The organism is Roseateles sp. (genome assembly GCF_046300915.1).
GTDB lineage: Bacteria > Pseudomonadota > Gammaproteobacteria > Burkholderiales > Burkholderiaceae_C > Kinneretia.
Genome location: NZ_JBKCLH010000009.1, coordinates 1 through 24,008, shown reverse-complemented (window position 1 = coordinate 24,008; position 24,008 = coordinate 1). Strand labels below are relative to the sequence as shown.

The following is a 24,008-nucleotide window of genomic DNA, read 5'->3' as shown; positions in this document are numbered from 1 at the left end:
CCCCGGCCCCGGGCTCACCTTAGAATGGCAGCATCATGACGATGAAGCGCCCGCTCCTCCCCCTGCTGCTCGCCGCCCCGCTGGGCCTGACCGCCACTGCGGCCCTGGCTCTGGATGTGCCCGAGCCCCAGGTCAAGCAGATCGTGCTGGAGGACGACCACACCCGCGTCGAGGAACTGCGCGTGCGCGGCCAGACCCAGAAGGTCACGGTCCAACCCAAGAACAGCAAGGCCCCCGCCTACGAGATCATCATGGGCGATGGCAGCCGCGACCTCTCCGCCGGCCCCGGGTCCACCCGGGGCGCCGCCGGCCAACGCGTCTGGCGCCTGCTGGATTTCTGAGCCCTGGGGCCTGCCCTGCCCCGGCATTGCGACTCCACTCCTCCTCATGGCCGTCTTCACCGAAGTCTCCCTGGCCCAGGCTCAAGCCCTGGCCGACCGTCTGAACCTGGGCGCCGTGCAGGCCTTGCAGGGCATCAAGGCGGGCATCGAGAACACCAACTACTTTCTCAACACCGAAAGCGGCAGCTATGTGCTGACGGTGTTTGAGCGCCTGACGTTCGAGCAACTGCCCTTCTACCTGCGTCTGATGGAGCATCTGGCGCAGCGCGGTGTGGCCGTGCCGGCCCCGCATGCCGATGCACAGGGCGAGATCCTCTTCGAGCTGGCGGGCAAGCCCGCCGCCGTGGTGGACAAACTGGCCGGCGGCCACCAGCTGGCGCCGGACCTGCACCACTGCCAGCAGGTGGGTGCGCAACTCGCCCGCATGCACCTGGCCGGCGAGGACTTCCGCTTGAGCCAGCCCAATCTGCGCGGCCTGGCCTGGTGGACCGAGACCGTGCCCGTGGTCCTGCCCTTTATGACGCCGGCCCAGGCCGAGCTGATCCAGGCCGAGCTGGCCTACCAGCAGCAGCTGGCCGCCTCGCAGAGCTATGCCGAGCTGCCGCGCGGCCCCATCCAGGCCGCCCTGTTCCGCGACCACGTGATGTTTGCCGAAGTGGAAGGCGGACTGCCGGGGCGCGAGCGCCTGACCGGCTTCTTCGACTTCTACTTCGCCGGCGTCGACACCTGGCTCTTCGATCTGGCCGTGTGCCTGAACGACTGGTGCATCGACCTGGCCAGCGGCCGCCTCGATGCCGCGCGCGCCCAGGCCTTTGTCGATGCCTACGAAACGGTGCGGCCACTCAGCGGCGCCGAACACCGCCTGCTGCCGGCCCTGCTGCGCGGCGCCGCCCTGCGCTTCTGGATCTCGCGCCTGTGGGACTTCCACCTGCCGCGCGACGCCACCCTGCTCAAGCCCCATGACCCCGGCCATTTCGAACGCGTGCTGCGCGAACGGGTGGCCGAGCCCTGGCACGCCCTCAAAGACTGAACGCCCACCGCAAGCCGCCGTGTCCAACTCTTCCCTTCCCCTTCATCTGCAGACCGTACCGGCCCGCCACGGCGTGCTCTGGGTGCGGCATGGCTTCAAGGTCTTCCAGCGCCGACCCATGGCACTGAGCGGGCTGCTGGCCTTGTGCATGCTGGCCGCCTTGCTGGCCCTGCTGGTGCCGGTGCTGGGCTCCATGCTGCTGTTGATGGGCCTGCCCCTGATGAGCCTGGGCTTCATGCTGGCCACTCATCTGGTGCTGCAGAACCAGACTCCGACGGCCTCCGTCTTCCTCGCGCCCTTCAAGCTCACGGCCGCGCGCCGCAACAGCCAGCTGGCCCTGTGCTCGGGCTATGCCCTGGCCACGGTGCTGGTGATGGTGGCCAGCAATGCCGTGGATGGCGGCGCCTTCGACGCCCTGCAGGAGTTGATGGCCGACCCCAAGGCCAACGACCCGGCCTATGAGGCGGCTCTGCAGGCGGCCATCAGCGATCCGCGCCTGTTCTGGGGCATGGTGTGCCGGCTGTCCCTGGCCACCCTGCTGGCCGTGCCCTTCTGGCATGCGCCGGCCCTGGTGCACTGGGGCGGTCAGGGCGCGCTGCAGGCGCTGTTCTCCAGCACCCTGGGCGTGTGGCGCAATCGCGGTGCCTTTGTGTTCAATGGGCTGATCTGGGTGGGACTGATCGTGAGCCTGTCCATGGGCCTGGCCCTGCTGACCAGCCTGCTGGGCCTGGGTCAGATTCTGCCCATGCTGGCCCTGCCCCTGGGTCTGCTGCTGTCCACGGTGTTCTACGTCTCGCTGTACTTCACCTTCATCGACTGCTTTATGTTCGGCGCGCCCAAGGATTTGCCCGCTGCGGCGCCGCCGGCGGCCAGCCCCTGATCGGCAAGCCAAAACCACCCAAGAAAAAACCCCGCCGAGGCGGGGTTTCTTGTTGCGACATCCGGTGGATCAGCTGCCGATCACGCCGCCATCATTCTTGGTGATGACGATGGTCGCAGAGCGCGGGCGGGCATTGGCACCGCCGGCACCGTAGCCGGCATTGCCGGGCCAGTGGCTCAGGTACTTGCTGGGGTCCGCCACGGTGGCCGAGCTGATGCTTTCGCCCGGGTGCTGGATGTTGACGAACAGGGCCTTGCCGTCGGGCGTCTCGGCGCAGCCGGTGATCTCGCAGTCCACCGGGCCCACCAGGAAGCGCTTGAGCGTGTCGGCCGTCGGGGCCTTGCCCACATAGGTGTCCACACTCTTGCCACTGTAGGCCAGGGTCTTCTTGGCACCGTCGCCCACGGTACCCGGAATGCCCGCCAGCATCATGCAGTTGGTCTTGTCGGTGTATGCGCCGTCGTCGGTCTGGATCCAGCACAAACCTGTAGCACGGCTGAACCACAGGCCGTCGGGGCTGGACATGTCCTGGTCTTCCGTCAGAGAGGACAGGTTGACCATGCCCTTGTCCGCACCGGCCTCGGCGCCGAACAGATAGACATCCCACTTGAAGGCCGTGCCGGTGGCCTCGGCGGTCTCGGCCAGGCGGATGATGTGGCCGTTGACGTTGCCGCTCTGCTTGGTCGAGCTGCCCTTGGTGTCCTCGTAGAAGCGCGGGTTGGCGGCATCCACGGTAGCCAGGGTGCGGGCCGAGTTGTTGGTCAGGGTGAAGTAGACCTCGCCCGTGACCGGGTGGCTGGCGCACCACTCGGGACGGTCCATCTTGGTGGCGCCCACGGCGTCGGCGGCCAGGCGGGCGTTCACCACCACATCGGCCTGGTCAGCAAAGCTGTAGTTGCTGGCGTTCTTGATCGCGGTGTTGTTGATGGACAGCTCGATCCACTCGCCGCCGCCATCGGCATTGAACTTGGCCACATACAGCTTGCCGGCATCCAGGTACTTGTCGCCGGTGGCGATGCGGTCGGCCGGGTTGGCATCGGCTGCGGACCAGTTGGCGGCGGAGACGAACTTGTAGATGTACTCGCCGCGCGAATCGTCACCCATGTACACGGCCAGGGGCTTGCCATCCACCAGCTTGCTGAAGGCCGCGCTCTCGTGCGCGAAACGGCCCAGCGTGGTGCGCTTCTTGATGGCGCTGGTCTTGCTGTAAGGGTCGATCTCGACCAGGTAGCCGAAGGTGTTCAGCTCATTGCGGTAGTCGTCGCTGCCGTCGGCCGATGCGCCCTTCTTGGAAATGTCCCAACGCGCGTACTTGTCATCGGCGCCACCGGTCTCCCAGCCATGGCGGCTGGCGGCGCCCTGGTTGCGGCCATAGCGCTTGAGCGAGGCCACACTCTTGTCATTGCCGCGGGCCGCGTCGTCGGCCGCAGCGCGGGTGAAGTAGCCGGCCCAGTTTTCTTCGCCGGTCAGCGTCGTGCCCCAGGGGGTGGCGCCGGTGCCGCAGTTGTTGAGCGTGCCGCGACCCGCCTTGCCGTCGGCCGAGTACTTGGTCTTCATCAGGCTAGAGCCGGCCGCTGCGCCGGAGAGCGCCACCGGGGTCAGCGGGGTGATGCGGCGGTTGAAGGCGGAGTCCTTGACGTAGCCGAAAGCGGCGCCGGTCTTCTTGACCTCGACCACCGAGACGCCGTGCAGCGGCACCTCGCGGTCCACCTCGGCGGCGGGACGCGGCAAGGTGTTGGTGCCGCCGTTGGCGTGCACGAAGGCGGAGGCACGCTCGTTGCCCGCGTGGCTGGTGGCCTCGTGGTTCATCACCAGCAGGCCGCGCTCCGAGCCACGGACATCGGGCTTGCCGTCGGCGGAGAGGCCGAAGTACTCCATGCCGTCATGGTGGTCGCCGGCACGGTTCTCGAAGTCGCCGTCCGTGCCGTCGTTCTTGTAGGCGCTGGTGCTGGCGCTGAGCGGATCACCCAGGGCGTAGATCACGCTGGCGGTGTAGCCGGCCGGCACGACCACGGCATCGGCCAGGCTCTTGGCCACGGCGGCGAAGCCCAGCTTGTCCAGGGGCTTGGTGGTCGGCGGCAGCGGGCTGATCTCGTCGTCACCACCGCCACAGGCCGACAGACCGACGCTGCCGAACACGGCGGCCGCGGCGCTGCCCACGGCGCCACGCAGCAGGGAACGGCGGGCCAGGCGAGCCTGCAGCACGTTCTGGAAGGTCTCGTTCTTGCTGGTGTTGTAGTCGATCTCGTCGGGGGCGAATGTCGTGGTGTCTCGGGACATAGAAAACTGCCTCTAGCGGTTGCTTGAAGCCGCGCAGTCTGCGCAGAGGCAGTGAAATCCCCGTGACAGTTCCGTGATGACAAGAAGAAAGCGTTCGGCCTACGCTCGTGCGCCCTCGGCCCTGGGGAGGCCGAAGGGCATGGCCCCTCAATCGATGGGCGTGAGCTTGGCCACGCTCAGGGCCAGCCACTTCACGCCGTGGCGGCCGAAGTTGACCTGGGCGCGGGCATCGGGGCCACTGCCCTCCAGCGTCATCAGCACGCCCTCGCCGAACTTGGTGTGGAACACGCACTTGCCCACGCGCAGGCCGCCATGCTCCTCGTCCACCTTCTTCTTCATGGAGGCGGGCACGGGCGGCTCCACCCAGGCGGCCTTCTCATTGCTGTAGGCCCGCTGGCCGGCGCCCACCATGGACTTGAGTCCCGAGCCGCGCGACCAGGCCTCCTGGTATTCCTTGGCGAAGCCCGAGCCGAAGCCCTGGTTGCGCGGGGTCAGCCACTTGAGCGCGGCCTCGGGCAACTCGTCGAAGAAGCGGCTCTTGACGTTGTAGCGCGTCTGGCCGTGCAGCATGCGGGTCTGGCAGAAGCTCATGTACAGGCGCTGGCGCGCCCGCGTGATGGCCACATACATCAGGCGGCGCTCTTCCTCCAGCCCATCGCTGTCGGAGAGCGAGTTCTCATGCGGGAACAGGCCCTCCTCCAGGCCGGTGATGAAGACGGCGTCGAACTCCAGGCCCTTGGCCGAGTGCACGGTCATGAGCTGGATTGCATCCTGGCCGGCCTGGGCCTGGTTGTCGCCGGCCTCCAGCGAGGCATGGGTCAGGAAGGCGGCCAGGGGCGACATGATCTCGCCCGTCTCCGCATCCGGCGTCACGGCGGCGGCCGCCACCGCCAAGGGCAGGCCCTCGGCGATGGTGCCCGGCGCGGTCTCGTCCACCGGCAAGGCGATGGCGTCCTTGCCAAAGCCCTCCTGGGTGACGAAGGCCTCGGCCGCGTTCACCAGTTCGGCCAGGTTCTCCAGGCGCTCCGCGCCCTCCTTCTCGGTGCGGTAGAAGTCCGCCAGCCCCGAGGCCTCGACCACCTGCTCGATGATCTCGCGCAGGGTCAGGCCTTGCGTGAGATTGCGCATGGAGTCCACCAGCTGGGTAAAGCCCACCAGATTGGCGCCGCCCTTACCCGCCACCGCGCCCACGCTCTGCCAGAGGCTGCGGCCGCTGCTGCGCGCCGCGTCCTGCAGCTGCTCGATGGTGCGGGCGCCGATGCCGCGGGTGGGGAAGTTCACCACGCGCAGGAAGCTGGTGTCATCGTTGGGGTTCTCGATCAGGCGCAGATAGGCCAGCGCATGCTTCACCTCGGCGCGCTCGAAGAAGCGCAGGCCGCCGTAGACGCGATAGGGAATGCCGGCATTGAAGAGCGCCGACTCGATCACCCGCGACTGCGCATTGCTGCGGTAGAGCACCGCGATTTCCTGGCGCGGCATGCCCGCCCGGTGCAGGCTTTGCGCCTCCTCGATCAGCCACTGCGCGTCATTGAAGTCGCTGGCCGCCTCGTGCACGCGTATGGGCTCGCCCGGGCCCATCTCGGTACGCAGGTTTTTTCCTAAGCGCCGGCTGTTGTTGGAGATCAGGGTGTTGGCCGCGTCCAGGATATTGCCGAAGCTGCGGTAGTTCTGCTCCAGCTTGACGACCTTCTTCACGCGGAACTCGCGCTCGAAGTCCGACATATTGCCCACCCGCGCGCCGCGGAAGGCGTAGATGCTCTGGTCGTCGTCACCCACCGCGAACACGCCCTGGCCCGCGCCCGGTGGCGCAAACATCTTCAGCCACGCGTATTGCAGCTTGTTGGTGTCCTGAAACTCGTCCACCAGCAGGTGCTGGAAGCGGTGCTGGTAGTGCTGGCGCAGGGCCAGGTTGTCGCGCATCAGTTCGTAGGAGCGCAGCATCAGCTCGGCAAAGTCCACCACGCCCTCGCGCGCGCACTGGTCCTCGTAGGCCTGATAGATCTGCACCAGGGTCTTGGTTTGCTCGTCGCGCTGCTCGATGTCCTTGGGCCGCAGGCCGTCTTCCTTGGCCCCGGCGATGAACCAGCCCACCTGCTTGGGCACGAAGCGCTCCTCGTCCAGCTTCATGGCCTTGATCACGCGTTTGATGGCCGAGACCGTGTCGCTGGCGTCCAGGATCTGGAAGCCCTGCGGCAGGCCGGCCAGCTTCCAGTGCGCGCGCAGGAAGCGGTTGCACAGGCCGTGGAAGGTGCCGATCCACATGCCGCGCACATTCACCGGCAGCATGGTGGACAGACGCGTGAGCATTTCCTTGGCCGCCTTGTTGGTGAAGGTCACGGCCATGATGGCGCCGGGCATGGCCTGCCCCGTCTGCAGCAGCCAGGCGATGCGGGTGGTCAGCACCCGGGTCTTGCCCGAGCCGGCGCCGGCCAAGATCAGGCTGGGCTCGGCGGGCGCGGTCACAGCCGCGTACTGCTCAGGATTGAGATTCTTCAGCAGGCCGGCACCAGCAGGGGCCGGCGGGGGCGCAAACATGTCTTCTTGGGGGGGCAGACTCATGCCGGCATTCTAAAGTTGGGACCTCGGGCGGGCTCCCGGTTGCTATGGCGCTTGAGGCATGATGCGGCGCCAGCAGCGTGAAGCATCCACCCCCTATGAACTCGAACGACACCACGCCCTGCCCTTGTGGGCGCCCGGCAAGTTATCAGCACTGCTGCGCTCGCTGGCACCAGGCTTTCGCCGCCGGCCAGGGACTGTGCGCCCCCGACGCCGAGAGCCTGATGCGATCGCGCTACAGCGCCTTTGTGCACGGGCTGAACGACTACCTGCTGGCCAGCTGGCATGCCAGCACCCGGCCGGCCACGCTGGAGGCGAACGAGCCCGGGCTGCAATGGCTGGGCCTGCAGGTGAAACAGCATCGGCAACAGGACGCCGAGCATGCCACGGTCAGCTTCGTCGCCCGCAGCAAGCTGGGCGGACGCGCGCATCGCTTGGTGGAAACCAGCCGATTTGTCCGGGAGGACGGGGTCTGGTTCTATGTGGATGGGGATGTGGGGTGATCGCGGCCGCCCTGGGGGACCGGGCCGGAGGGCATCGCCGTCATCGACCGAGGCGGGTCAATGAGGTGGCGGTGAGTCGTGGCAACCTAGCATGGCCTGCGGGGCAGGGGCTGGGGTTATCGCCAGCATCGACCGGGGCGGGCAAATAAGGTTGCGGTGGGTCGTGGCACCCAGCCAGGCCCTGCGAGACAGGGCCTGGCCTTCGGCCGGCGTCGGACAGTCCTCAGGACTGTCCTCGGTCCGGCCTCAGCCCAATTTCCTGCTGGGGGGCCAGGATTGGGAGCGGTGGGAGCGGCCCAGCAAACTCAAGAACCATGCCTGAACCGTGAGAATGAGTGGGCGGTGTCCGACGGTATAGGTCTTGGGCATGGCGTACTCCAGGGAGTGTTCGGCTGCTGCTGGAACAATGATGGGCTTCGTAAATGACAGCATTCTTTCCTCCGGGTTTCCCCGCTGTCACTCCCCCCTTTTTGGGGCTTAGCCAACATCTGGGCATATTTCACGGCCCTGAGCCCGATGCCAGGGACAGTGCCACCGCCCAACATACAGAACATGTTGCAGATCCTCCACGCTGACGACCATCTGGTCGCGATCAACAAGCCCGCCGGCCTCCTGGTGCATCGCAGCCAGCTTGATGCCCATGAGGAGGTCTTTGCACTTCAGCTGCTGCGCGACCAGCTGGGCCGATCGGTCTGGCCGGTACACAGGCTGGACAAGGGCACCTCCGGCCTGCTGCTGTTCGCCCTCTCGTCCGAGATGGCGAGCGAGCTGGGCCTGGCCTTTGAGCAGGGGCGGGTCAGCAAGCGCTATCTGGCCTTGGTGCGAGGCTGGCCGGCGCGGGACGAGGGACTGATCGATCACGCCCTGGCCAAGGATCCGGAGCGCGCCTCGGCGGGCCAGACGCTGCTGCCGGCCCGCACCGCCTGGCAATGCCTGGCGCGAGTGGAGTGGCCTGTGAGCAGCGATGCCCGCTTCAGCAGCACCCGCGCCGCCTTGTTGGAGTGCCGACCGCAGACCGGGCGCCGCCACCAGATCCGACGCCATCTCAAGCATATGGCGCACCCCATCCTGGGAGATGCCACGCATGGCAAAGGCCCGCTAAACCGCGCGGTAGCAGGCTATCTGGGTCTGCAACGCCTGTGGTTGCATGCGGCTGAGCTGCAGCTTCAGCACCCGGCCGATGGCCGCCGGCTCGAGATCAAGGCGCCCTGCGGACCCGAATGGGCCGCCTTGCGCGAGCGCGGTCTATGGTTGGAGCCCGACGCGGGCCTGCGGACTTAGTGGCTTGCCGCAGCTTTTCGATCAGCCCGGCAAATCCATCTTGCTCGTGGCGGTGCCGGGGAGGCTGCTCACCCACTTGCGAACACGCTCGGCGTCGCCGATACGCGAGTACTTGCCGGCCGAATCCAGGAACACCATGATGACCTTGCGTCCGGCCAACTGGGCCTGCATCACCAGGCAGCGTCCGGCCTCACTGATGAAGCCGGTCTTCTGCAGGCCGATATCCCAGGCTCCGCTGCGCACCAGACCATTGGTGCTCTGAAAGGCCAGTTGGCGGCGACCGACGGTCACCGAGTGCGCCTTGGAGGTCGAAAGCTCGCGCAGCACAGGGTATTCGTGGGCCACCTTGACCAGCGTGGCCAGATCCTTGGCGCTGCTCTGGTTGCGGCTGGACAGGCCGGTAGGCTCCACATAGCGCGTATCGAGCATGCCCAGAGACTCGGCCTTGGCATTCATGGCCGCGACAAAGGCGCTCAGGCCACCCGGGTAATGGCGCCCCAGCGCATTCGCCGCGCGATTCTCGGAGGCCATCAAGGCCAGATGCATCATCTCGCCGCGACTCAAAGAAGTGCCGATGGCCAGACGCGAGCCGGTGCCCTTCTCGGTATCGATGTCTTCATCGGTGATGGTGAGCATCTCGTCCATGCTCAGGCCGGCCTCGACCACCACCAGCGACGTCATCAGCTTGGTGATGGAGGCAATCGGCAGCACCGCCTGCGAGTTCTTGGACACCAGAACCTCGTTGGTGTCCTGATCCATCACAAAGGCCACGGCGGACTTGAGGTCCAATGGATCATCCGTCGCGTGGAGGCCGTAGATCTGCCCGAACGAAGGCCGGGCTGCCACCACGGCGGCCGCGGCCGCCTTGCGTGGCACGCGCGCTGCAGGCTTGGCCTTGCGCACGCTCTTGGCCGCGGGTGCCTTTTGAGCCTTCTGGGCTTTCTGGGCTTTCTGGACCTTTTTGGAGGTGCTGGCCTGAGCCTCCTGCGTGACCAGGGGGGCTCCGACCAACAGTGCGGTGCCGAGCACCGCTCCCGAGAACATGCGAACAATAGTCTTCAATCCAGCCCCCAACAACAGTCACCATCAGTGTAGGTGATAGGCAAAAGTCGGGCAAGATCAAAAACTTAGGCGCGGCATTTGAAGTATTGCCTCGCCTTTTCGAGCCTGCTCAACCCTGCGCTGCCACGCGTTCGATCTTGCTTTGCAGCTTGTTCAGCGCGCTCAAATATGCCTTGGCCGAGGCCACGACGATATCGGGATCGGCACCAACGCCGTTCACCACGCGCCCCGCATGCTGCAAACGCACCGTGACCTCGCCCTGCGATTCTGTGCTGCCGCTGGTGATGGCGTTCACCGAGTAAAGCAGCATTTCCGCGCCACTTTGTACGGCCGACTCGATCGCGCGTAGGCTGGCATCCACAGGCCCATTGCCATCGCTCTCGGCCCGGTGCTCCACCGGACCGGCCGCGAACACCACGCTGGCGTGGGGGCGCTCACCGGTTTCGGAACGCTGGGCCAGAGAAAGCAGGCGGAAATGCTCCTGCTCCGAGCTCACCGACTCATCCATCACCAGGGCGATGATGTCCTCGTCGAAGATCTCGTTCTTGCGGTCGGCCAGATCCTTGAAGCGCTGGAAAGCGGCATTGATCTCGGCCTCGGACTCCAGCTGGATGCCCAGCTCCTGCAGGCGCTGCTTAAAGGCATTGCGGCCGCTGAGCTTGCCCAGCACGATCTTGTTGGCGCTCCAGCCCACGTCCTCGGCGCGCATGATCTCGTAGGTGTCGCGGGCCTTGAGCACGCCGTCCTGGTGGATGCCCGAGGCGTGGGCAAAGGCGTTCGCCCCCACCACGGCCTTGTTGGGCTGGACCACGAAGCCGGTGGTCTGGCTCACCATGCGCGAGGCCGGCACGATCTGGCTGGTCTCGATGCCCACATCCAGGCCGAAGTAGTCGCGGCGGGTCTTGACCGCCATCACCACCTCTTCCAGCGAGCAGTTGCCCGCGCGCTCGCCCAGGCCGTTGATGGTGCACTCGATCTGGCGGGCGCCGCCGATCTTCACGCCGGCCAGGGAGTTGGCCACCGCCATGCCCAGGTCGTTGTGGCAATGCACCGACCAGATGGCCTTGTCGGAGTTGGGCACCCGCGCGCGCAGCTTGGCGATGAAGTCGCCATAGAGCTCGGGGATGGCATAGCCCACGGTGTCGGGGATATTGATGGTGGTGGCGCCTTCGGCGATCACGGCCTCCACCACGCGAGCGAGGAACTCGGGGTCGGAGCGGTAGCCGTCCTCGGGCGAGAACTCGATATCGCCGCAGAGATTGCGGGCAAAGCGCACCGCCAGCTTGGCCTGTTCCAGCACCTGCTCACGCGTCATGCGCAACTTCTTCTCCATGTGGAGCTCGCTGGTGGCGATGAAGGTGTGGATGCGCGAGCGCGCCGCGCCCTTGAGCGCCTCGGCGGCGCGGGCGATGTCGCGGTCATTGGCACGGGCCAGGGAGCAGACGGTGCTGTCCTTGATGGCTTCTGCAATGGCGCGCACGGCCTCGAAGTCGCCGTTGCTGGACGCGGCAAAGCCGGCCTCGATCACGTCCACGCGCAGACGCTCGAGCTGGCGAGCGATGCGTAGCTTCTCGTCCTTCGTCATCGAGGCGCCGGGCGATTGCTCGCCGTCGCGCAGGGTGGTGTCGAAGATGATCAGCTTGTCAGCCATGGCGTTCTCCGTGAGAGGCTGGGTTGAAGACAGAGGACAAAACAAAGGCCCGCGAAGCTGCTGCTTGGCGGGCCTGTAGTGCTGAGAAAACCTGTGCTTGAGACGTGTGCAATCAGCGCGCCCGGACGGGTGCGCCTAGTAGCAGGGCGAAGGCAAAGGTGTTCATCGCGGTCGAATATAGCATGCGAGCGCGCTCAGTGGTGCAGACCGCGCTCATCGGGCTCGTCGGTGGACGTGGCAATCACGCTCACCGGCCGGCCCTTGGCCTTTTTGTAGAGGTAGACCGCGTAACCCGACAGACCGTAGATGCAGAAGAGCCCGAAGATGGCGCGCTCCGGATACAGGCTGATCATGGCAATGCCCAGTGCAATCGCCACCAGCACGACGAAGGGCACACTCCGCCGTCCACCAAAGACCTTGAAGCTGTAGAACGGCGCATTGGTCACCATGGACAGGCCGGCGAACATCGTCACGGCAAACGTCGTCCATGCCAGCCCGTCGATGCGAGACACTTCGCGAAAGCCCGCCTCGTTCACCATCCAGATCAAGCTGATCACAAGCGCTGCCGCGGCGGGGCTGGGAAGGCCCTGGAAGAAGCGCTTGTCGACCACACCGATATTGACGTTGAAGCGAGCCAAGCGCAGCGCAGCGCAGGCAATGTAGACAAAGGCAGCGATCCAGCCCCAGCGGCCCAGGTCCTTGAGGCCCCACATATAGACGATCAGGGCCGGGGCGGCGCCAAAGCTCACCATATCGGACAGTGAGTCCATCTGCTCGCCGAAAGCGCTTTGCGAATTGGTCATGCGAGCCACGCGGCCGTCCAGGGCGTCCAGCACGGCGGCACAGAAGATGGCGATGCAGGCGGTCTCGAAGCGGCCATGCATGGCCATAACGACGGCATAGAAGCCGCAGAACAGCGCGCAGAGCGTGATGCTGTTGGGCAGGGCATAAATGCCCTTGCGGCGCGGACGCTGGGGCTCCAGGACTTCGTCCTCGTCCAGGTCGGCGCTCTTGTTGTGAGGGTCGGTCATGGGGCGGGAGGATACAACAGCGCCTCCAAAGAAAAAGCCGCGAACGGGTCGCGGCTTTGAGATGCTTCACGCCTCAGCCTGGCCGCAAGCATGCGGCCCGGCCTTCGTGAGGCGTCGTCGAGCGCGCAGGCGCTCGACTCGGTCCTCACTCAGTTCTTGCTCTGGTCGACCAGGCGGTTCTTCTTGATCCAGGGCATCATGGCGCGCAGCTTCTCGCCCACTTGCTCGATCTGGTGCTCCGAGGTCAGGCGGCGGCGGCTGATCAGCGTGGGGGCGCCAGCCTTGTTCTCCAGGATGAAGCTCTTGGCGTACTCGCCGGTCTGGATGTCCTTCAGGCACTGCTTCATGGCCTTCTTGGTCTCCTCGGTCACGACGCGCGGGCCGGTGATGTACTCGCCGTACTCGGCGTTGTTGGAGATCGAGTAGTTCATGTTCGCAATGCCGCCTTCGTAGATCAGATCCACGATGAGCTTGAGCTCGTGCAGGCACTCGAAGTAAGCCATCTCGGGCGCGTAGCCGGCTTCCACCAGGGTCTCGAAACCGGCCTTGATCAGCTCCACGGTGCCGCCGCACAGCACGGCCTGTTCGCCGAACAGATCGGTCTCGGTCTCTTCGCGGAAGTTGGTCTCGATGATGCCGGCCTTGCCGCCGCCATTGGCCGCGGCATAGCTCAGGGCCAGATCACGGGCCTTGCCGCTCTTGTCGGCATAGACGGCGATCAGGTGGGGCACACCGCCACCCTGGGTGTAGGTGCCGCGCACGGTGTGGCCGGGGGCCTTGGGGGCGACCATCCAGACGTCCAGATCGCCACGCGGGGTGACCTGACCGTAGTGCACATTGAAGCCGTGGGCAAAGGCCAGCGAGGCGCCCTGCTTGATATTGGGCTCGACTTCCTTCTTGTAGACCTCGGCGATCTGCTCGTCGGGCAGCAGGATCATCACGACATCGGCGGCTTTCACGGCCTCGGCGATCTCGGCGACCTTGAGGCCGGCGTTCTCGGCCTTGGCCCAGGAGGCGCCGCCACGGCGCAGACCGACGGTGACCTTGACGCCGCTGTCGTTCAGGTTCTGGGCATGGGCGTGGCCTTGTGAGCCGTAGCCGATGATGGTGACGTTCTTGCCCTTGATGAGGCTCAGATCAGCGTCCTTGTCGTAGAAAACGTTCATGTCGGTCTCCAGGAAAAATCAGTACGGTAAGAATGTGGGGCCCAGGTTCTTGATGAACTTGTCACCGGGCCGCCCCAAGACAAGTTCATTGCCCCCTCGGGGGGCGGCGCAGGGGCCGGCAACGGCCCCGCGCCTGGGGGTTGTCATACGCGCAGGATGCGCTCGCCACGACCGATTCCGCTGGAGCCGGTGCGCACGGTCTCCAGGATCGCGGTGCGGTCGATGGCGTCGATGAAGGCGTCGAGCTTGGTGGCGTCGCCGGTGAGCTCGATGGTGTAGGTCTTCTCGGTCACGTCGATGATGCGGCCGCGGAAGATATCGGCGGTGCGCTTCATCTCCTCGCGTTCCTTGCCCACCGCGCGGACCTTGATCAGCATGAGCTCGCGCTCGGTGTAGTTGCCCTCGGTCAGGTCCACGACCTTGACCACCTCGATCAGCCGGTTCAGGTGCTTGGTGATCTGCTCGATCACCTCGTCCGAGCCGGTGGTCACGATGGTCATGCGCGAGAGCGAGGGGTCCTCGGTGGGCGCCACGGTCAGGCTCTCGATGTTGTAGCCGCGGGCCGAGAACAGCGCGACCACGCGCGAGAGCGCGCCCGGCTCGTTCTCGAGGAGCAAAGCAATGATGTGTCTCATGAGGGTTCCTTCTTGGCGGCGGGCTCTTCAGACCGGCGGCGGTAACCGACGGCCCTTGGCACGCGCTTGAGAGGGTTGCTAGAGGCTGGAGGACATCCGGGGGCCTGGCGCCGCGCTCCGGTCGCGCCCCTCGCCGCGGTAACGGCGGGAGGCCGGCCGGCGCAGGCTGCGCCGCGGCCCGACCCTTACAGGTCTTCGGAGCCCAGCAGCATTTCCGAAATGCCCTTGCCCGCCTTGACCATGGGCCAGACGTTCTCGGTCGGATCGGTGCGCACGTCCAGGAAGACCGTGCGGTCCTTCAGGCGCATGGCTTCGCGCAGAGCCGGCTCCACATCGGAGGGCTTCTCCACCAGCAGGCCCACATGGCCATAGGCCTCGGCCAGCTTGACGAAGTCCGGCAGCGCATCCATATAGCTGTGCGAGTAGCGGCCCTCATAGTCCAGCTGCTGCCACTGGCGCACCATGCCCAGATAGCGGTTGTTCAGCGAGACGATCTTGACCGGCGTCTTGTACTGGAAGCAGGTCGAGAGCTCCTGGATGCACATCTGGATGGAGCCTTCGCCGGTGATGCAGAACACATCCGACTCCGGCTTGGCCAGCTTGATGCCCATGGCGTAGGGCAGGCCCACGCCCATGGTGCCCAGACCGCCGGAATTGATCCAGCGGCGCGGTTCCTCGAAGCGGTAGAACTGGGCCGCCCACATCTGGTGCTGGCCCACGTCCGAGGTGATGTAGGTGTCGCGGTCCTTGGTCAGGTTCCACAGGGTCTCGACGACCATCTGCGGCTTGATGACCTCGTCGGAATGCTTGTAGGCCAGGCACTCGCGGCGGCGCCACTCATTGATCTGGCTCCACCAGGCGTTGATGGCATTCGAGTCCGGCTTGGCCTGCGCCTCTTTCAGCTGATGGATCAGCTCCTGCAGCACGTCCTTGACGTCGCCGACGATGGGAATGTCCACCCGCACCCGCTTGGAGATCGACGAGGGGTCGATGTCCACATGGATGATCTTGCGCTCCACCGAGCCAAAGTGCTTGGGGTTGCCAATCACCCGGTCATCAAAGCGCGCGCCCACGGCCAGCAGAACATCGCAGTTCTGCATGGTCATATTGGCCTCGTACGTACCGTGCATGCCCAGCATGCCCAGGAACTTGGGGTCCGAGGCCGGGATGGAGCCCAGGCCCATCAGGGTGTTGGTGCAGGGATAGCCCAGCAGATTGACCAGCTCGCGCAGCTCAGCCGAGGCCTCGCCCAGGATCACGCCGCCGCCGGTGTAGATGTAGGGGCGCTTGGCCTGCAGCAGCAGTTGCACGGCCTTGCGGATCTGGCCGCTGTGGCCCTTGCGCACCGGGTTGTAGGAGCGCATCTCCACCCGCTCGGGGTAGTGGAAGGCCGCCTTGTTCAGCGACACATCCTTGGGGATGTCCACCACCACCGGGCCGGGACGGCCGGTGCGGGCGATGTGGAAGGCCTTCTTGAGGGTCAGCGCCAGATCACGCACATCCTTGACCAGGAAGTTGTGCTTGACGATGGGGCGGGTGATGCCGACGGTGTCGCATTCCTGGAAGGCGTCCAGGCCGATAGCCGGCGTGGGCACCTGTCCGGTGATGATCACCATCGGGATGGAATCCATATAGGCGGTGGCAATGCCGGTGATGGCATTGGTCACACCCGGGCCCGAAGTCACGAGCGCCACGCCCACCTCGCCGGTGGCGCGTGCATAGCCATCGGCTGCGTGGATGGCCGCCTGTTCATGGCGCACCAGCACGTGCTGGATGGTCTGCTGCTTGTACAGCGCGTCGTAGATGTAGAGCACCGCGCCGCCCGGATAGCCCCAGAGGTACTTGACGCTCTCGGCCTGCAGGCAGCGAACCAGGATTTCGGAGCCGTTCAGCTCCGCGGAGGAAGGGGGGGAATACGGCGTTTGCGCCCTGCTATCGACAGCAGCGGCACGCTTGACTTCCGCGCTAGACATGTCCATTTCGAACCTCAGTGAATTTCTCTAACGAAAAACCATCGGTGCTCCTACTCGCGCCCTTGTGAGGCGGACTTGGAGCCTGCGCGGTCAAAAACGAGGCGCCCGGGTCGGGCAGCCGGCTTGAGACCCAAAAGCTCTTTGTGCGAAGCAACATTATGCACGGGTTTGTGAGCTTGGCCGCGAAGCCGCCCCGGATCTGCGGTCGAAATGCAATAATCCGCGCCGATTTCGCCAGCATCGGGCTTGCCCGCAGTCTCTTGGCCACCGACAAAGAACTCAACGAATTCCTCCGCAGCGTCGAAAAGCGTGCTTTCAAACGCAGCGCCTATCTGGTGCGCGACGACGACGCTGCCTTGGACATCGTGCAGGACGCCATGATCCGGCTGGCAGAGAAATACTACGACCGCCCCGCGGCGGAGCTGCCCCTGCTCTTCCAGCGCATCCTCTCCAACGCCACCATGGACTGGTTCAGGCGGCAGAAGGTGCGCAAGTCCGTGATGCAGAATCTCTCGGACTTCGAAGGCGGTGATGGCGAAGACGATTTCGACCTGCTGGAGTCCCTGGAGGTCGGTGATGGCATGCTGGGCGGTCTGAGCGCCGCGGACGAGGTGTCTCGGGCCCAGATCTTGCATGCCATCGACAAGGAAGTCGCTGAACTGCCGGCGCGTCAACGCGAAGCCTTCCTCCTGCGTTACTGGGAGGAATTGGATGTCGCGGAGACGGCGTCCGTGATGGGCTGCTCGGAGGGAAGCGTGAAAACGCACTGCTCCCGGGCGGTTCATTCGCTTGCAAAATCGTTGAGGGCCAAGGGGATCACGCTATGAGCAACAAGCCGACCATTTCCGAGCTGGATGTCTCGCGTTTCGGCCTTCGCGTCGCGGCAGGCTTGACCGAGCACAGCGAGGCCCTGCCCGCCGACATCAGCGAGCGCCTGCGCTTTGCCCGTGAGCAGGCCATGGCACGCGCACGCGTCGTGCGAGCCACCCGCCCCGAAACCGAGACCACCCTGATTCAGCAAGGCGGCAGCTTGGCCCTGGGCGGCCCGGGCCGTGGCCGTTGGCTCAAACTTGCTTCCCTGCTGCCCCTGCTGCTGCTGGTCGGCGGGCTGCTGCTGATTCAGCACAGCCAGTGGTATCAACAGATCCGCGCCGCGGCTGAGATGGATGCAGCGCTCTTGTCCGACAAGCTCCCGCCGGCCGCATATGGGGATCCAGGCTTTTCTGAGTACCTGAGCGACGAAGAGCAGCAAGCCGGCGGCGAGGCCGCTGCCGTCAAAGAGTGAGCCAGAGGGCAAGTCCCACAGCATGATCTCCAAGGTCTCCAGCCCCTCCGGCCTTCTGTGCCTGGCCCTGTCGCTCTACCTCAACTCGCACGCGGCGCAAGCCCAATCCGCTGAAGCGGCGGCGGCATCTGCACCCCTGGCCGCGACGGAAGCCTCGGCACCAGCCGTGGTGACCCCGGCTGCGCCTGCACCGGTGGCTGTCAAGCCCACGCCAAGCGTCGCCACCCCTGACTGGCGCGCACTGAGCGCGGCCCAGCGCCAGGTGCTGGCGCCGCTGGCCGCCGACTGGGCCAGCATGGACCCGGCTCATCGCGGCAAATGGTTGGAACTGGCCGCTCGCTACCCGCAACTGCCGGCCAATGAGCAAGAACGCGTTCAGCAGCGCATGAGCGAGTGGGCACGCTTGAGCCCGGCCGAGCGCCAGCAAGCACGCCTGACCTTCCAGGCCGCCCAGCAACTCAAGGCCGATGAGCGCCAAGCCAAGTGGGAGGCCTATCAGGCTCTGCCCGTGGAGAAAAGGCAGGAGCTGGCAGACAAGGCCGCGCAGAAAGCCGCCCTCAAGACGGTTCCGAACACCGCAGCCCCCATCCCCGCCGCGGCCACGGGCGCGACCCGCAGCGACAAGAGCAGCGCGGCGCCCGTTGTACCTGCGCTGGTTCCCCTGCGCCTGCAGACCGGCAGCCCAGCCACCGGCACCGCCGTCCTCCAGGCCCGGCCGGGCGCGAGCACGATTCTGATCACCCAGGGCCGCGCCCAGCTGCGTCAACCGACGGGGCAGCCCAAGCTGGCCATCAATATGCGAGGCCTGGACAGCAAAACCCTTCTGCCCAAGCCGGCCTCGATACCGGCCAAAGCAGCATCACAGCCATGAGCGGTGACGCCGTGCCCGGCCTGGCCCGTCGCCTGGCGTGCTTCCTGTACGAGGGCATGCTGCTCTTTGCCGTGGCCATGGCCGTGGGCCTGGTCTACTCCCCGCTGGCCCAGCAGCGTCATGCCCTGGAGAGCCGCTTCGGCCTGATGCTGGCCCTCGGCCTGGGCTTTGCCGCCTACTTCGTGTACTTCTGGAGCCGCAGCGGCCAGACCTTGCCCATGAAGACCTGGCGCATCCGCGTGGTGCGCAACGATGGGGCTCCACTGAGGCCTGCGCATGCCCTGCTGCGCTTCGTGCTGAGCTTTGCATGGTGGCTGCTGCCCATGATTGCTGCCATACAGTTGCGCAAGCATGGGCTGGGATTTGGCGCCATCTCGGCCGTGAGCCTGCTGGGACTGCTGGGTTATGCCGGCCTCGCCCTGGTCTTGCCCGGACGACAGTTCCTGCACGATTTGCTGAGCGGGACACGTCTGGTCCATGCCGAGGCGCCCGCAAAGGCAGGTCGCGCATGAGCAATCCCCACAAGGGCCGCACCGGCCTTGACCGCATCCTGCGCGCCACCGGTTATTCCTGGTCCGGGCTGCGCGCGGCCTATAGCGGTGAGAGCGCCTTCCGCCAGGAGGTCTGGCTGATGGTGGTGGCCACGCCGCTGGCCTTCTGGTTGGGCCAGGGCTGGGTGGAAGTGGCCCTGCTGATCGGCTCCCTGCTGCTGGTGCTGATCGTGGAGCTGCTCAATTCGGGCATCGAGGCCGCCATCGACCGCGTGGGCTTCGAGCTGCACGAGCTCTCAAAGCGTGCCAAGGATCTGGCCAGCGCGGCCGTGCTGCTGGCCCTGCTGCTGGCGGGCGGCGTGTGGGCCGCCGCGGCCTACCACCGCTTCATCGTCTGACGGCAGCGCCGAAGGACAGCGGCGAAACCGTCAGCGGCGGGCTGCCTCACACTGCTGCTTCGTCGGTCTCGCCGGTGCGGATGCGCACCACCTGCTCCACGGGCGTCACGAAGATCTTGCCGTCGCCGATCTTGCCGGTCTTGGCGGCCTTGAGGATGGCGTCGATGCAGCGGTCGACCTCGTCGTCGCGCACCACCACCTCCACCTTCACCTTGGGCAGGAAGTCCACCACGTACTCGGCGCCGCGGTACAGCTCGGTATGGCCCTTCTGGCGGCCAAAGCCCTTGACCTCGGTGACGGTCAGGCCAGAAGCGCCCACCTCGGCCAGCGCCTCGCGGACTTCGTCCAGCTTGAAGGGCTTGATGATGGCGGTGATCTGCTTCATGACACGGGCTCCGGATGGGTTAACTAAGGACTGTCCGGGATTTAAGCATGGATCACCGCATCAATCCGGGATTCGCGCCAGGTCGGCCTGCCAGACCGCGGCCTGCGAGTCGCTGGGCGCACGCCAGTCGCCTCGTGGCGACAGCGAGCCGCCGCTGCCCACCTTGGGCGCATTGGGCACGCAGCTGCGCTTGAACTGACTGCCTTGGAAGAAGCGGCGCACGAAGATGCCCAGCACCCGCTTGATCTCGGCCAGGCTGTATTCGTTGCGCGCCACATGGGCCTCGTCGGGCCAGGCGCCCTGCTCGCGGTCGCCCCAGGCGTGGCGGGCCAGAAAGGCGATCTTGGCCGGCGCATAGCCGTGGCGCAGGGTGTAGAAGAGGTTGAAGTCCTGCAGCTCGTAAGGCCCGATGGTGGCCTCGGTGCTCTGCAAGACCTGGCCCTGGGCGGCGGCGCTGGCCGGCACCAGCTCGGGGCTGATCTCGGTGCCCAGGATGTCCAGCAGCACGCCGTGGTCCACCGCCTGCCCGAGCTGGCGGGTCTCGGCCACCCAGCGCACCAGGTACTGGATCAGGGTCTTGGGCACGCTGGCGTTGACGTTGTAGTGCGACATATGGTCGCCCACGCCATAGGTGCACCAGCCCAGGGCCAGCTCGCTCAGGTCGCCCGTGCCCAGCACCAGGGCGCCCTGGTGATTGGCCAGACGGAACAGGTGATTGGTGCGCTCGCCCGCCTGCACATTCTCGAAGGTCACGTCATAGACCGGCTCGCCGCGGGCGTAGGGGTGATCCAGGTCCTTGAGCATTTGCAGGCAGCTGGGCCGGATGTCGATCTCGGCCGCCTGGCAGCCCACAGCGCGCATCAGGCGCCAGGCTTGGTCGCGGGTGCGCTCGCCGGTGGCAAAGCCCGGCATGGTGTAGGCCAGGATGTTGCTGCGCGGCCAGCCCAGCTTGTCCATGGCGCGTGCGGCCACCAGCAGGGCATGGGTGGAATCCAGGCCGCCCGAGATGCCCACGACCAGCTTCTTGATACCGCTGGAGGCCAGGCGCTGCACCAGGGCCTGCACCTGGATGTTGTAGACCTCCTGGCAGCGCTCGTCGCGCCGCGCCCGGTCGGCCGGCACATAGGGGAAGCGCTCCACGCGGCGCGCCAGTGGCAGGGGCGCGTCCAGCGCCAGGCCCAGGCTGAAGCTCACCGTACGGAAGCCCTTGAGCTGGGCCGCATGCTGCCGCACCGAGTCGCCGAAGCTGGTCTGGCGCATGCGCTCGCGGGCCAGGCGCTCCAGATCGATATCGGCCGTGATCAGCTGTGAGCCCGCAGCGTAGCGCTCGGACTCGGCCAGCAGCTCACCGTTCTCGCACAGCAGCGCGTGGCCATCCCAGGCCAGATCGGTGCTGGACTCGCCCTGCCCCGCCGAGCTGTAGGCATAGGCCGCCAGGCAGCGCGCCGACTGCTGGGCCACCAGTTGGCGCCGATAAGCAGCCTTGCCCACCAGGGCATTGGAGGCCGAGAGATTGAGCAGCAGGCTGGCGCCCGCCAGGGCCGCGTAGGTCGAGGGCGGAATGGGTGTCCAGACATCCTCGCAGATCTCGGCATGCAGGCGCAGCAGGGGCAGGTCGCTGGCAGCAAAAATCAGGCGACTGCCAAAGGGCACGCGCTGGCCCAGCAGATCCATCTCATCGCCCAGGGCCTCGTCGGCCGCGCTGAACTGGCGCGCCTCGTAGAACTCGCCGTAGTTGGGCAGATAACTCTTGGGCTGCACGCCCAGCAGGCGGCCGCGCTGCAGCAGCACCGCGCAGTTGAAGAGCCGCTGCTCGAAGCGCAGGGGCAGACCCACCACCGCCACGGTGGGCAGGGTCTCCGAGGCCTTGAGCAGGGCCGCCAGGGCCGCCTCGCAGCCGTCCAGCAGGGCACGCTGGTGGAAGAGGTCGTCGCAGGTATAGCCCGAAAGGCCCAGCTCCGGAAAAGCCGCCACGGCCGCACCGCGTGCCGCGGCCTCGCGCAGCAGCTCGGCATGGCGCTCGCCATTGAAGAGCGGATCGGCCACCCGGCACTCGGGCGAGGCCAGGGCGATGCGGGCAAAGTCGTGCGCGTAGAGATTGTCGAAATGCATGCCCGAATCCTGCCATCAAAGCGCGGGGTTTGCGCCTGCCCCTAAGATTTGCGCCGATGAGCGCGCCCCCTGCCGATGAAGAGCTGCACCTGCGGGTCGATGACGATCCCGCCGCCCTGCCCCGCGAGGCCTGGAACGCGCTGCTGGCGGCCTCGGCCCAGCCCACACCCTTCATGCGTCTGGAGTATCTGCAGGCCCTGCACGGCAGCGGCTCGGCCGTGGCCCAGACCGGCTGGCAGCCGCAGTTCCTCAGCCTGTGGCGCGGCCGGCAGCAAGAGAGAGCGGAACTGCTCGCCGCCTGCCCCGCCTATCTGAAAGCCCACAGCTACGGCGAGTATGTGTTCGACTGGGCCTGGGCCGATGCCTACCGTCGCCATGGCCTGGACTACTACCCCAAGCTGCTGGTGGCCGTGCCCTTCACGCCCGTGCCGGGCAGCCGCCTGCTGGCGCGCGACGCCGCCTCGCGCGCCCTGCTGATGCAAGGGCTGCAGACCCTGGCCCAGCGCCTGGACCTGTCCTCTGCCCATCTGCTCTTCGGCGATGCGGCCGACTTCGCGGCAGCCCAGGCCCAGGGCTGGATGCAGCGCGAGGGTGTGCAGTTCCATTGGCACAACCGCGAGCCCCAGCCCTATGCCGATTTCGCGGACTTCCTGGCCTCGCTGCAGCGCGAGAAGCGCAAGAAGATCCAGCAGGAGCAGCGCCGGGTTCGCGAGGCCGGCATCATCTACGAGGTGCTGCAGGGGGCACAGATCACGGCGGCCGACTGGGACTTCTTCCACCACTGCTACCAGCTCACCTACCGCGCCCACCACAGCACGCCCTATCTGCGGCGCGAGTTCTTCGCCGCCATGCAGAGCGAGATGGCCCGGCACTGGCTGCTCTTCATCGCCAAGCGGGTGGTGGGCGGCGTGGCGCAGCGCGTGGCGGCATCGCTCATCGCGCTGGACCCGCACACCCGTCGCGCCTACGGCCGCTACTGGGGCGCGCTGGAGCCCATCCCCTGCCTGCACTTCGACGCCTGCTACTACCAGCCCCTGGCCTGGTGCATCGCCCAGGGCTACCGCGCTTTCGAGGGCGGCGCTCAGGGGGAGCACAAGATGGCGCGCGGCCTGCTGCCCGTGGGCACGGGCTCCAGCCACTGGCTGGCCCATCCGGATTTCAGCCAGGCGGTGAACGACTTCCTGGCGCGCGAGGGTCAGGCCATGCGCGGCTATATGGACGAGCTCTCGGAGCACCAGCCCTTCAAGCAGGGCGCATGAAAAAAGCGCCCCGCGGGGCGCTTCTTCATCGGCACCGGCCGTCGTGGCCGGCGGCATCAGCCATCAGGCCTTCTGCTCGGCCTTGGCATAGTTGGCCAGACCGGCCACGACCTCGGCCTTGGCGGCCTCGGGGCCTTCCCAGCCCTTGACCTTGACCCACTTGCCGGCTTCCAGGTCCTTGTAGTGCTCGAAGAAGTGCTGGATGGCCTTCAGGCGCATCTGGTTGATGTCCTCGGGCTTGGACCAGTGCTCATAGATCGGCAGGATCTTGGTGGTGGGCACGGCCAGCAGCTTGGCGTCGCCGCCGGCTTCGTCGTCCATCTGCAGCACGCCGATGGGGCGGCAGGTCACGACCACGCCCGGGGTCAGCGGGAAGGGGGTGATCACCAGCACGTCCACCGGATCACCGTCGTCCGACAGGGTCTGGGGGATGTAGCCGTAGTTGCACGGGTAGTGCATGGCCGTGCTCATGAACCGATCCACGAACAGCGCGCCGCTTTCCTCGTCGACCTCGTACTTGATCGGGTCGGCGTTCATCGGGATCTCGATGATGACGTTGAACTCGTCAGGGGCCTTGGAACCGGGGGTGACGTTGTGCAGGCTCATGGTGGTCCGGTTGAGGTGGATCAGGGGTTCCCCCGATTCTAGCCAGCGCCCTTTCGCCGGCCTTTCCGCGCGATCCCGCCGCAGTGCAGCATGGCGGGGCCCCGCGTAAACACCCGGTACGGCGTCATTGCCCGGGTCCGGCCCCACGCTTAGCATGGATTCGCGACCCTGCGGCCCGCCTTCGCGGTGAACAAAGCAGCGGCGCCCTGTCG

Annotated in this window: 22 protein-coding genes; 11 read left to right on the top strand and 11 right to left on the bottom strand. The window is 66.3% G+C overall.

Translation table 11 applies throughout. The features are described 5' to 3' along the window. Positions 1 to 41 precede the first annotated feature (41 nt). Genes ACK5F2_RS00530 through ACK5F2_RS00520 form a run of 3 tightly spaced genes read left to right on the top strand, consistent with a single transcriptional unit; the run spans position 42 to position 2,251 of the window. Positions 42 to 341 (top strand): hypothetical protein, encoded by a 300-nt coding sequence (locus tag ACK5F2_RS00530; RefSeq protein WP_409862020.1) that lies wholly within the window; start codon positions 42 to 44, stop codon positions 339 to 341. 46 nt (positions 342 to 387) lie between these two features. Further along, positions 388 to 1,371: a homoserine kinase gene (locus ACK5F2_RS00525; RefSeq protein WP_409862018.1), complete on the top strand. Its 984-nt coding sequence runs from the start codon at positions 388 to 390 to the stop codon at positions 1,369 to 1,371. A 19-nt stretch (positions 1,372 to 1,390) separates the two neighbouring features. Further along, positions 1,391 to 2,251: a BPSS1780 family membrane protein gene (locus tag ACK5F2_RS00520; protein ID WP_409862017.1), complete on the top strand. Its 861-nt coding sequence runs from the start codon at positions 1,391 to 1,393 to the stop codon at positions 2,249 to 2,251. Between the two features lie 69 nt (positions 2,252 to 2,320). Here ACK5F2_RS00520 and ACK5F2_RS00515 read toward each other — a convergent pair whose 3' ends face one another. Beyond that, positions 2,321 to 4,531: a PhoX family protein gene (locus ACK5F2_RS00515; RefSeq protein WP_409862016.1), complete on the bottom strand. Its 2,211-nt coding sequence runs from the start codon at positions 4,529 to 4,531 to the stop codon at positions 2,321 to 2,323. A 147-nt stretch (positions 4,532 to 4,678) separates the two neighbouring features. After that, the gene (locus tag ACK5F2_RS00510; protein ID WP_409862015.1) at positions 4,679 to 7,090 is read right to left on the bottom strand and encodes a UvrD-helicase domain-containing protein; all 2,412 of its coding nucleotides are present in this window, start codon (positions 7,088 to 7,090) and stop codon (positions 4,679 to 4,681) included. A 95-nt stretch (positions 7,091 to 7,185) separates the two neighbouring features. Between ACK5F2_RS00510 and ACK5F2_RS00505 the strand changes: the two genes are divergently transcribed. Then, positions 7,186 to 7,590, top strand: a complete 405-nt coding sequence (locus ACK5F2_RS00505) for a YchJ family protein (RefSeq protein ID WP_409862014.1) — start codon at positions 7,186 to 7,188, stop codon at positions 7,588 to 7,590. A gap of 552 nt (positions 7,591 to 8,142) precedes the next feature. Further along, on the top strand, positions 8,143 to 8,871 hold the full coding sequence (locus tag ACK5F2_RS00500) for a pseudouridine synthase (RefSeq protein ID WP_409862012.1): 729 nt from the start codon (positions 8,143 to 8,145) through the stop codon (positions 8,869 to 8,871). 21 nt (positions 8,872 to 8,892) lie between these two features. Here the strand turns inward: ACK5F2_RS00500 and pbpG are convergent, their stop codons facing one another. The 6 genes from pbpG to ACK5F2_RS00470 all read right to left on the bottom strand — a co-directional run bounded on the left by pbpG (position 8,893) and on the right by ACK5F2_RS00470 (position 16,395). Further along, positions 8,893 to 9,915 carry a D-alanyl-D-alanine endopeptidase gene (gene pbpG / locus ACK5F2_RS00495; protein WP_409862011.1) on the bottom strand — a complete coding sequence of 341 codons (1,023 nt, stop codon included), beginning with the start codon at positions 9,913 to 9,915 and terminating at the stop codon, positions 8,893 to 8,895. Between the two features lie 127 nt (positions 9,916 to 10,042). Further along, a complete protein-coding gene (locus ACK5F2_RS00490; RefSeq protein ID WP_409862009.1) occupies positions 10,043 to 11,584 on the bottom strand; it encodes a 2-isopropylmalate synthase in 1,542 nt (513 codons plus the stop codon). Between the two features lie 194 nt (positions 11,585 to 11,778). After that, positions 11,779 to 12,615 (bottom strand): CDP-diacylglycerol--serine O-phosphatidyltransferase, encoded by an 837-nt coding sequence (gene pssA / locus ACK5F2_RS00485; protein ID WP_409862007.1) that lies wholly within the window; start codon positions 12,613 to 12,615, stop codon positions 11,779 to 11,781. A gap of 149 nt (positions 12,616 to 12,764) precedes the next feature. Then, entirely contained in the window at positions 12,765 to 13,781 is a 1,017-nt protein-coding gene (ilvC, locus tag ACK5F2_RS00480; RefSeq protein ID WP_409862005.1) for a ketol-acid reductoisomerase, read from the bottom strand. A gap of 143 nt (positions 13,782 to 13,924) precedes the next feature. Beyond that, positions 13,925 to 14,416 (bottom strand): acetolactate synthase small subunit, encoded by a 492-nt coding sequence (ilvN, locus tag ACK5F2_RS00475; RefSeq protein ID WP_133605210.1) that lies wholly within the window; start codon positions 14,414 to 14,416, stop codon positions 13,925 to 13,927. Positions 14,417 to 14,601: 185 nt separating this feature from the next. Next, on the bottom strand, positions 14,602 to 16,395 hold the full coding sequence (locus ACK5F2_RS00470) for an acetolactate synthase 3 catalytic subunit (protein WP_409862003.1): 1,794 nt from the start codon (positions 16,393 to 16,395) through the stop codon (positions 14,602 to 14,604). A 254-nt stretch (positions 16,396 to 16,649) separates the two neighbouring features. Here ACK5F2_RS00470 and ACK5F2_RS00465 point away from each other — a divergent pair, with 254 nt between their 5' ends. The 5 genes from ACK5F2_RS00465 to ACK5F2_RS00445 are packed head-to-tail and all read left to right on the top strand — an operon-like array spanning position 16,650 to position 19,434. After that, positions 16,650 to 17,216: an RNA polymerase sigma factor gene (locus tag ACK5F2_RS00465; RefSeq protein WP_133605244.1), complete on the top strand. Its 567-nt coding sequence runs from the start codon at positions 16,650 to 16,652 to the stop codon at positions 17,214 to 17,216. Beyond that, positions 17,213 to 17,674: a DUF3619 family protein gene (locus tag ACK5F2_RS00460; protein ID WP_133605208.1), complete on the top strand. Its 462-nt coding sequence runs from the start codon at positions 17,213 to 17,215 to the stop codon at positions 17,672 to 17,674. Before ACK5F2_RS00465 ends, ACK5F2_RS00460 begins: the two co-directional genes overlap by 4 nt. Before the next feature lie 22 nt (positions 17,675 to 17,696). After that, positions 17,697 to 18,545, top strand: a complete 849-nt coding sequence (locus ACK5F2_RS00455) for a DUF3106 domain-containing protein (RefSeq protein WP_409862001.1) — start codon at positions 17,697 to 17,699, stop codon at positions 18,543 to 18,545. Further along, a complete protein-coding gene (locus tag ACK5F2_RS00450) occupies positions 18,542 to 19,057 on the top strand; it encodes an RDD family protein (protein WP_409862000.1) in 516 nt (171 codons plus the stop codon). Before ACK5F2_RS00455 ends, ACK5F2_RS00450 begins: the two co-directional genes overlap by 4 nt. After that, positions 19,054 to 19,434: a diacylglycerol kinase gene (locus ACK5F2_RS00445; protein WP_409861998.1), complete on the top strand. Its 381-nt coding sequence runs from the start codon at positions 19,054 to 19,056 to the stop codon at positions 19,432 to 19,434. The genes ACK5F2_RS00450 and ACK5F2_RS00445 overlap by 4 nt, the downstream gene beginning before the upstream one ends. 46 nt (positions 19,435 to 19,480) lie before the next feature. Here the strand turns inward: ACK5F2_RS00445 and ACK5F2_RS00440 are convergent, their stop codons facing one another. Together ACK5F2_RS00440 and ACK5F2_RS00435 are read right to left on the bottom strand one after the other, a co-directional pair. Next, positions 19,481 to 19,819, bottom strand: coding sequence for a P-II family nitrogen regulator (locus ACK5F2_RS00440; protein WP_133605204.1), 339 nt, complete (start codon positions 19,817 to 19,819; stop codon positions 19,481 to 19,483). A 60-nt stretch (positions 19,820 to 19,879) separates the two neighbouring features. Continuing rightward, positions 19,880 to 21,931, bottom strand: coding sequence for an NAD(+) synthase (locus tag ACK5F2_RS00435; protein WP_409861996.1), 2,052 nt, complete (start codon positions 21,929 to 21,931; stop codon positions 19,880 to 19,882). A 56-nt stretch (positions 21,932 to 21,987) separates the two neighbouring features. Between ACK5F2_RS00435 and ACK5F2_RS00430 the strand changes: the two genes are divergently transcribed. Next, positions 21,988 to 23,190, top strand: coding sequence for a GNAT family N-acetyltransferase (locus ACK5F2_RS00430; protein WP_409861995.1), 1,203 nt, complete (start codon positions 21,988 to 21,990; stop codon positions 23,188 to 23,190). Positions 23,191 to 23,253: 63 nt separating this feature from the next. On the opposite strand, the gene ppa is transcribed toward ACK5F2_RS00430, so the two are convergent. Next, positions 23,254 to 23,796 (bottom strand): inorganic diphosphatase, encoded by a 543-nt coding sequence (gene ppa / locus ACK5F2_RS00425; RefSeq protein WP_409861993.1) that lies wholly within the window; start codon positions 23,794 to 23,796, stop codon positions 23,254 to 23,256. Between the last annotated feature and the right edge of the window lie 212 nt (positions 23,797 to 24,008).